Raw genomic sequence first — 7,554 nt, 5'->3', positions numbered from 1 at the left:
CGCAACATGACCACGGTCACCGAGATGGGGGGCATCATCTGCCCGCCCATGCCGGCCTTCTATCTGCGCCCCCAGCGCATCGAGGACCTGGTCGACGCCAGCATCGCCCGCGTGATGGATCTGCTGGACCTGCCCCACCAGCTCAGCGACCGCTGGAGCGGTCTGCGGCAGAGCGTCTGAGCGGCATGGCCTACCGGGACCTGCGCGACTTCATCACCCAGCTGGAAGCGGCCGGCGAACTGCGCCGGGTGCGGGAGCCCGTCTCCCCCCACCTGGAAATGACGGCGCTGTGCGACCGGGTGCTGCGATCCGCCGGCCCCGCCTTGCTGTTCGAACGCCCCACCGGCCACCGCATCCCCGTCCTGGGCAATCTCTTTGGCACGCCCGATCGGGTGGCACGTGCCATGGGGGTGAACAGTCTGACCGAGCTGCGGCTGTTCGGCGAACTGCTGGCGCGACTGAAGGAGCCCGAGGCACCCAAAGGCCTCAAGGCCATGACCGGACTGGGCAGCATGGTCCGATCGCTGTGGCACATGAGTCCTGCCCAGGTGCGACACGCGCCCTGCCAGGCGGTGGTGATCGAAGGCGACGATGTCGACCTGCATCGCCTGCCCATCCAGCACTGCTGGCCGGGCGACGTGGCGCCGCTGATCACCTGGGGCCTCACGGTGACCCGCGGCCCGCATAAGAAGCGGCAGAACCTCGGCATCTACCGCCAGCAGGTGATCGCCCCGAACAAGGTGATCATGCGCTGGCTGGCACACCGCGGCGGCGCGCTGGATTTTCGCGAGCATCAACTGGCGCATCCGGGCGAGCCGTTTCCGCTCGCGGTGGCGCTCGGCGCCGACCCGGCGACCATCCTCGGCGCCGTCACCCCGGTGCCGGACTCGCTCTCCGAATACCAGTTCGCCGGCCTCTTGCGCGGCGCCAAGACCGAAGTGGTGCAATGCCTCGGCAGCGAACTGCAGGTGCCGGCGTCCGCCGAGATCGTGCTCGAAGGCGTGATCCATCCCAATGAAACCGCACTGGAAGGGCCGTACGGCGACCACACCGGCTACTACAACGAGCAGGAAACCTTCCCGGTGTTCACCGTCGAGCGCATCACGCTGCGGCGCGATCCGATCTATCACAGCACCTACACCGGCAAGCCGCCGGACGAGCCGGCGATCCTCGGCGTCGCCTTGAACGAGGTGTTCGTGCCGCTGCTGCAGAAGCAGTTTCCCGAAATCGCCGATTTCTACCTGCCGCCCGAAGGCTGCTCCTACCGCATGGCGGTGGTCTCCATGAAGAAGGCCTATCCCGGCCACGCCAAGCGGGTGATGTTCGGCGTGTGGAGTTTTCTGCGCCAGTTCATGTACACCAAGTTCATCCTCGTCACCGACGACGACGTCGACGTGCGCGACTGGAAGGAAGTCATGTGGGCGCTGACCACCCGCGTCGATCCGGCGCGCGATACGCTGCTGGTGGAGAACACGCCGATCGACTACCTCGATTTCGCCAGCCCGGTGTCCGGGCTCGGCAGCAAGATGGGCATCGACGCCACCAACAAGTGGCCGGGCGAGACGGCGCGCGAATGGGGCACGCCGATCGTCATGGATGCGGCGGTGAAGGCGCGCGTCGACGCGCTGTGGGCGGATCTCGGCCTGTAGGCCCGCAGACATGGCCGACCAGCCCGCGGGCAGGCGCACCTGCCTCTACAGCACGGACCAGCTCGACGCCATCGTCGACGACATGGCGCGCCAGGCTGCCGGCCTGCTGACCGGACGCACCCGGATTGCCATCGTCGGCATTCTGCGGCGCGGCGCGCCGCTGGCCGACCGGCTGCAGGCCCGGCTGGCCGAGGCCTACGGCCTGGCCGACTGCGTGCGGCTCGATCTCATGATCAAGCGCTACGCCGACGATCTCACGCTGCTCTACCCGGAAACCCGGCTGACCGAAAATCCGGCCCACGCCAGCCTCGACCTCGCCGGCTACGCCTTGCTGGTGGTGGACGACGTCATGTATCGCGGGCATTCCATGCTGCGCGCCGTGGAATACCTTGCCGGCAAGCAGCCGGAGGAAATCCGCACCGTTGTGCTGGTGGACCGCGGCGCGGCGAAACTGCCGGTACGCACGGACATCGTCGGCGTGCGCCTCGACGTCGCTCCCTCGGACGTCATTGAATGCAACGTTCCGCCGTACGAGGACCGCTTCCGGATCGATCTGTTGCAGCCTGGCGGGCAATCGGCGCACCAGACAGAACGCTGAACAGGTAGGCTATTATTCGAGCAGCATTTCAAGCCTTCATCCTCAACTGATCGGGAGAAAATCATGAACAAATCAATGTTGACCGGTGTGATTGCCGGGGCCGTCGCGGTGACCGCGATCGCCGGCGTGGCCGGCTACAAGGCATTCAATCCGGAGCCGGAATTTGCCGAGGTACTGGCCGTCAAGCCGGTGACCGAAACCACGAAAACACCCAAGAAAGTATGCGACGACGTGGTCGTCAACGAACAGGCGCCGGTCAAGGACACCAACCGCATCGCCGGTACTGCGATCGGCGCGGTCGCAGGCGGCCTGCTCGGCAGCCAGGTGGGGGGCGGCACTGGCCGCACCGTGGCCACCGTCGCCGGCGCCGCGGCGGGCGGCTACGCCGGCAACCAGGTGCAGAAGAACATGCAGGAAAAGGACACCGTCAGCCGTACCGAGCGGCGCTGCCGGACCGTGCAGGAATCGCACACCCGGACCATCGGCTACGATGTGCGTTATCGCCTGGGTGAAGAAGAAAGCCAGGTGCGCATGGACCATGAGCCCGGTGCGCGCATCCCGGTGAAGGACGGGAAGCTGCAGCTTAACGCGCCCGCCGCGTCCTGATTTGCCGATGCCGCGCGTCAGCCGCGCTTGAGCGGCCACTGCCTCAACGTGGCTTCCCAGTCGTCCGGCGGCGCAGCCTGCGCCAGCCGCACGATGCGCCCCACTTCATTCTCGTACCAGCCGTAATCCTGCCTGTTGGGCTCGGCTTCATATCCCCACCAGGCACCGTCGGCATCCTGCGCCAGCCATCTCACCCACTCGGGCACCTTATCGAAATTCATCGTCGTCCCCGCACCGGCGGCAGCCGAGGATGCCGAAGTAGCGCAGATGCAGCCACAGCGCGCCCGGCAACAGCGACAGCCGCAACCATTCCGCCGCCGTGCCCGGCCACTGTCGCGCCTGCCAGGCATCCACGGCCACCGGCAACGACTGGAACAGCGCCAGCAGAACCAGAAACAGCCCCGTCGCGCGGCAACCGGAGGTCATTGCACCGCCCCGCTGGCCGCCTCGCCGGATTGCACCCACTCCAGCAGCGCGCGTTGCGCGGCTTCGCTGCGGCGCGCATTGACGTGGTTGACCAGCATCACGAAGCTGACGCGCCCACCGCTGGCGGTAAACACGTATCCAGCCAAAGCGCTGACGTCGCGCAGGGTGCCGGTTTTCAGGTGCGCGCTGCCGGCGAGCGAACTGCCGTTGAAGCGGCGTTTCAGGGTGCCGTCGATGGCGACGATCGGCAGCGACGACTCGAATTCGGCGGACAGCGGGCTGCGGCTGGCTGCGCGCAACAGCTGGTTCAATGCATCCGCGCTGATACGCTCGATGCGCGACAGGCCGGCGCCGTTTTCCAGCACCAGCTTGGCGGTCGCGATCCCCCGCCGCCCCAGCGTTTCGCGCACCGCCCGCGCGCCCTTGTCCAGCGTCGCGGGTGCGCCGTAGGCTTCCGCGCCCAGCGTCAGGTACAGGTTGCGCGCCATCAGATTATTGGAATGCTTGTTCAGGCGGGTGAGCGCATCGGCCAGCGGTTCAGAAGCGAATCTCAGCAGCGGTGCCGCATCAGGCGGCAGACCCGGCACCGTCGCGCCGCTCAGCGTGCCGCCCGCTTCCGCCCACAGCCCGCGGAAAATGAAATCGAAGGTGGCCGCCGGCTCGAACAGGTTCAGCGACAGGGTCTGCTCGCCGCAGCCGCGCGCGTATTGCCCGCGCAGCACCAGCACGCGGCGTCCGCCCCCGGCGATCGACGGTGCGATCGCGTCCTTCCAGCCATTGCATGCCGCCCGCTCCTCCAGCACCAGCTGCGAGATCAGCGTCACCCCCGGCAATGCGATGTCCGGCACGATCGACACGTCGCGCTCGCCCGGCTGCAGGCGCAGCGTCGTCGCGTTGAAGTTGGCCACCAGCGGCCCCGGCGCGGCGTTGTACAAGGCCAGCGGCTCGCCGTCGAAGGCAGCGGGATCGAACAGCGGCAACTCGAAATGGCTGAGGTCGAGCACCAGATTGCCGCGGATATGGCGCACCCCGCGTGTGCGCAGCTCGCGCTGCAGCAGCCACATGCGCTCCAGCGTCAGGGTCGGGTCGCCGTACCCCTTGACGACGAGATCGCCCGTCAGCACGCCGTCCACGATGGGGCCGTCCGCCCAGACATCGGTCGTCCACGCGTATTCCGGACCCAGCCGGTCGAGTGCCGCGAAGCTCGTCACCAGCTTCATCACCGAAGCCGGATTCAGCGCCGCATCGGCATTGTGGCTGAGCACGGGTTGCGCCGCCTCCAGCGGCTGCACCACCACTGCCACGTGATCGAGCGGAATGGCGGCCTGCTTCAGCGCGCTGGTGAAAGCGGCGGGCAGTTCGGCAGCAGCGGCAGAAACAACAAGGCCTGCAAACAGCAGGCCGGCGAAAAAACGGGAGGCGATTCGGGTAGACGGCATCCCGCCATTATGCCGAATTCCGCTGTGCGGTTTTACGCCCCGCGGCGGTAGCGGCGTCCGCTGCCTATTCGGCGACCCGCATCCTGCCAAGCTCTTTCCGGCTAAGCTCGTCGAAGCGCTTCAGCACCCAGCCCTTCTCGCCTACCCAGGCCTTGAACAAGGCCAGGTTTTTCTGCCGCTCCCGCTCGTCGGCGCCCAGGTGTTGATACATGTTCCCGGGCTCGCCGTCCTTGGTGTTGCTTCCATCGTCCAGCCGGCGCATCAGGGCACCGCTGTCCGGCCAGCCGACGAAGGTCACCAGATTGGCGTAGGTATCCATGCGCGGCCCGCGGGCGAGCTTCTCGTACTTGTCCTTGTTTTCATCGAATTCGGCCAGATAAGGGGAGCCTTCGCCGTGACAGGCCATGCACTTCTGCTCCCACAGCGGGCGGATGTCCTTGCGGTAAGTCACGTCGTCGTCGTCATCGTCGGCCAGGGCGGCGCCGCCGAGCAGCAGCGTGACAAGAAATAAGGAAGGGGCGGATTTCATGGTCGTCTCCTTGCATGTGAATAAAATCCCGGCGACCCGGGGCGCTTTCGTTCCCGCTCTGGGCACGTGATGCTTACAGCGACTGCCTGATGGCCAGCACCGCCTGGTTGCGCAGCGACTTGAGCAGGGCAAGTTCTTTCTCGGGAATCATGATACCGCCAGGATCGGGCTGGTCGGCGTAGATCAGGCCGATCGGCTTGCCTTTCACGATGATCGGGAACAACACGAACGTGCGCGCCGGCACGTTCTGCCGGTACCACGCCGGAATCCGCGTCGCGATTTTAGGATCGTCGATGTCGGTGATGAGGATGTCGGCATTGTTCTGCAGCGCGACGAGAAACACATCCGGCTGCCCCGCCAGGGAGAAATCAAATGCCTTGATCAGGTTCTGCACGCCGTCGCCGAAACCGAATTTTCCGCGCAGGGTATTGTAACGGCCATCCTTGATGCACAACACCACATGCGCGAAACCCATGCCGCTATACATGGCCTCGAGGATCATGCGCAAAATATCGTTGATTGAAATGTTGTCGTCGATCAGCGAATTGCCGACGTCCTGCAGACCCGAGGTGAGGACGGACTGAATTTCCTCGCTGCTGCGCTGCGGCTTGCCGCCATCTTCGCCCGGCGCCGCATCGAGGATCGCGGCGTATTCGTGAAGCACGCTGCTGCTCAGCTCGGTCTCGATGGCGGACACGCCGTCCCGCGGCGCGTCGGCATCTGCTTCCAGCGCAGGCGGCGCCGCGGCCGGCGCCACCGCCATCCCGGCCCATTTCGACGCTTGTTGCGCGAAAGCGCTGTGTTTCAGGTTCACATTCACCGCCAGGGCGAACTGGGCGATGTCCTGCATGGATTTTTCCATCACCCCGGAAAGCTGTTCCTCCGGCACCGGCAAGGCGGCGGAGAAACGCGCCGTGAGTTTGGCCAGGGCCTTGCCGCGATCGTCGTCCGGCGTGCTGAGGATGACCTCGCACAATTCATTGGAAAAGCCCGCCAGCACGCGCAGCCGGTCGGTATTGTTCGCGCAGGGCTTAAGCGTTCCTCCCGGCAGCTTTTTCATGCTCTGCACCAGCTGATCCGGAAAGCCCCAGCTCCTGGCTATGCCCATCCCCAGATTCTCGAACGACACCCCCAGCACCTCGGTCGAGGCCCGAGCATCGCTGTGGCCCTCGGCCTCGACCCGCTGCCGGATCGCCGCCGTCTCCGCCGGGAAGTAAAACATCGCCAGCATGCGCCCCAGGTTGTGCAGCATGGCGCCGATAAACGCCTCCTCCACATCCTTCACCTGCGCCTTGCCCGCCATCTCGCGCGCCAGCATGCCGGCGTACAGCACCTTGACGAATTCCTCCTTCAGCTGCTGCGCGTGCGCCTTGTTCTCCAGGTTGTCGAACAGGATCAGGCTCAGGGCGATCGAGCGCACCGCGTCGAAACCGAGAATCACCACCGCGCGCGAGATGGTGCTGATCGATCCCCCGCCGACCTGGTTGTAGAACGCCACATTGGCCAGCCGCAGCAGCTTATTGGTCAGCGCAAAGTCCTTGAGAATATTGTTGGATAGCTCGTTGACCCCCTCCCGGTCCGAAGAGGCGATGCGGTTGATGGCGCCAATGGCCTCGGACAAGGCGGGAAAATCGCTTTCGATGCGCATGCGCCGCAGCAGGACATTCAGTGCGCTTTGCCTGACGTCGCCGCCCGCTGGCGCGCCATCGTCAAGGTTCGTCATTTTTGGGTTCACATTCGACATGCTGTTTTTTGTTTTAGACATGAGACCGGGCCACAACCCGGCGAACAACAGGTGACCGCATTGCCGCCCCTGCTGAAGGAATCGGCGCCGGAGCGGATTTATCCAGAGCGCCGCGGTTTTTATTTCATCCTCGCCGCCCCGTCCGGGCCGGGGCCGAACGGCCCGGAGACGGCGTAGATACGGCTCATGCCGAATGGTAGCAATGTAACGGGAGTGCGCCGATACGCCCGATTTGCAGACGGAGTATTCTTGAATCCATCTCAATTATTCAAAGGGAGAAAACCATGCATCATCGTAACAAGCCTGCGGCCGGTATCGCCCGGTTCGCCGCCCTGGTCCTGGCGGCGGCCATGCCGGCGGTGCCCTTGAATGCCCTGGCGCAGCATGCGCACGGCAACCTCACCGCGGTCGCGGAACTGCAGGCCAAGTCCGGCAGCGCCGTCGAGGGCAAGCTCACGTTCAGCGAAATGCCCGGCAAGGGCGTGCACATCGAAGGACGGGTGAGCGGACTGACCCCCGGGAAGCACGGTTTCCACATCCACACCAACGGTAATTGCGACTCT

Annotated in this window: 10 protein-coding genes; 5 read left to right on the top strand and 5 right to left on the bottom strand. The window is 65.3% G+C overall.

Annotation, left to right across the window (positions count from 1 at the left end; genetic code table 11):
- The 4 genes from Q0L94_RS07260 to Q0L94_RS07245 all read left to right on the top strand — a co-directional run.
- Nucleotides 1–180 (top strand): flavoprotein (locus Q0L94_RS07260; RefSeq protein WP_366799322.1); only part of this gene is annotated, 180 nt, incomplete at its 5' end.
- 5 nt (nucleotides 181–185) lie between these two features.
- Nucleotides 186–1,649 (top strand): 4-hydroxy-3-polyprenylbenzoate decarboxylase, encoded by a 1,464-nt coding sequence (ubiD, locus tag Q0L94_RS07255; protein WP_296751858.1) that lies wholly within the window; start codon nucleotides 186–188, stop codon nucleotides 1,647–1,649.
- A gap of 10 nt (nucleotides 1,650–1,659) precedes the next feature.
- Complete coding sequence (locus tag Q0L94_RS07250; RefSeq protein WP_296751855.1) at nucleotides 1,660–2,247, top strand: phosphoribosyltransferase family protein; 588 nt, start codon at nucleotides 1,660–1,662, stop codon at nucleotides 2,245–2,247.
- A 63-nt stretch (nucleotides 2,248–2,310) separates the two neighbouring features.
- Nucleotides 2,311–2,853: a glycine zipper 2TM domain-containing protein gene (locus tag Q0L94_RS07245; RefSeq protein ID WP_296751852.1), complete on the top strand. Its 543-nt coding sequence runs from the start codon at nucleotides 2,311–2,313 to the stop codon at nucleotides 2,851–2,853.
- A gap of 17 nt (nucleotides 2,854–2,870) precedes the next feature.
- Here Q0L94_RS07245 and Q0L94_RS07240 read toward each other — a convergent pair whose 3' ends face one another.
- The 5 genes from Q0L94_RS07240 to Q0L94_RS07220 form a co-directional block, all read right to left on the bottom strand.
- Nucleotides 2,871–3,074 (bottom strand): hypothetical protein, encoded by a 204-nt coding sequence (locus tag Q0L94_RS07240; protein ID WP_296751850.1) that lies wholly within the window; start codon nucleotides 3,072–3,074, stop codon nucleotides 2,871–2,873.
- Nucleotides 3,061–3,279, bottom strand: coding sequence for a hypothetical protein (locus Q0L94_RS07235; protein ID WP_296751847.1), 219 nt, complete (start codon nucleotides 3,277–3,279; stop codon nucleotides 3,061–3,063). Before Q0L94_RS07235 ends, Q0L94_RS07240 begins: the two co-directional genes overlap by 14 nt.
- On the bottom strand, nucleotides 3,276–4,718 hold the full coding sequence (gene dacB / locus Q0L94_RS07230) for a D-alanyl-D-alanine carboxypeptidase/D-alanyl-D-alanine-endopeptidase (RefSeq protein ID WP_296751846.1): 1,443 nt from the start codon (nucleotides 4,716–4,718) through the stop codon (nucleotides 3,276–3,278). The genes Q0L94_RS07235 and dacB overlap by 4 nt, the downstream gene beginning before the upstream one ends.
- 64 nt (nucleotides 4,719–4,782) lie before the next feature.
- Nucleotides 4,783–5,247, bottom strand: coding sequence for a cytochrome C (locus Q0L94_RS07225; RefSeq protein ID WP_296751843.1), 465 nt, complete (start codon nucleotides 5,245–5,247; stop codon nucleotides 4,783–4,785).
- Nucleotides 5,248–5,320: 73 nt separating this feature from the next.
- Entirely contained in the window at nucleotides 5,321–6,970 is a 1,650-nt protein-coding gene (locus Q0L94_RS07220) for an HDOD domain-containing protein (RefSeq protein WP_296751841.1), read from the bottom strand.
- A gap of 305 nt (nucleotides 6,971–7,275) precedes the next feature.
- Between Q0L94_RS07220 and Q0L94_RS07215 the strand changes: the two genes are divergently transcribed.
- On the top strand, nucleotides 7,276–7,554 hold a 279-nt coding region (locus tag Q0L94_RS07215), incomplete at its 3' end, for a superoxide dismutase family protein (protein WP_296751838.1).

The sequence above is a fragment of the Thiobacillus sp. genome, assembly GCF_024708915.1.
The sequence above is the reverse complement of the archived record's forward strand: the minus strand, read 5'-3'. Positions and strand labels throughout refer to the sequence as shown.

Coding starts and splice junctions, on each gene's coding strand:
- dacB (WP_296751846.1), bottom strand. CDS start 4,718: ATGCCGTCTACCCGAATCGCCTCCCGTTTTTTCGCCGGCCTGCTGTTT.
- Q0L94_RS07225 (WP_296751843.1), bottom strand. CDS start 5,247: ATGAAATCCGCCCCTTCCTTATTTCTTGTCACGCTGCTGCTCGGCGGC.
- Q0L94_RS07220 (WP_296751841.1), bottom strand. CDS start 6,970: ATGACGAACCTTGACGATGGCGCGCCAGCGGGCGGCGACGTCAGGCAA.
- ubiD (WP_296751858.1), top strand. CDS start 186: ATGGCCTACCGGGACCTGCGCGACTTCATCACCCAGCTGGAAGCGGCC.
- Q0L94_RS07240 (WP_296751850.1), bottom strand. CDS start 3,074: ATGAATTTCGATAAGGTGCCCGAGTGGGTGAGATGGCTGGCGCAGGAT.
- Q0L94_RS07250 (WP_296751855.1), top strand. CDS start 1,660: ATGGCCGACCAGCCCGCGGGCAGGCGCACCTGCCTCTACAGCACGGAC.
- Q0L94_RS07235 (WP_296751847.1), bottom strand. CDS start 3,279: ATGACCTCCGGTTGCCGCGCGACGGGGCTGTTTCTGGTTCTGCTGGCG.
- Q0L94_RS07245 (WP_296751852.1), top strand. CDS start 2,311: ATGAACAAATCAATGTTGACCGGTGTGATTGCCGGGGCCGTCGCGGTG.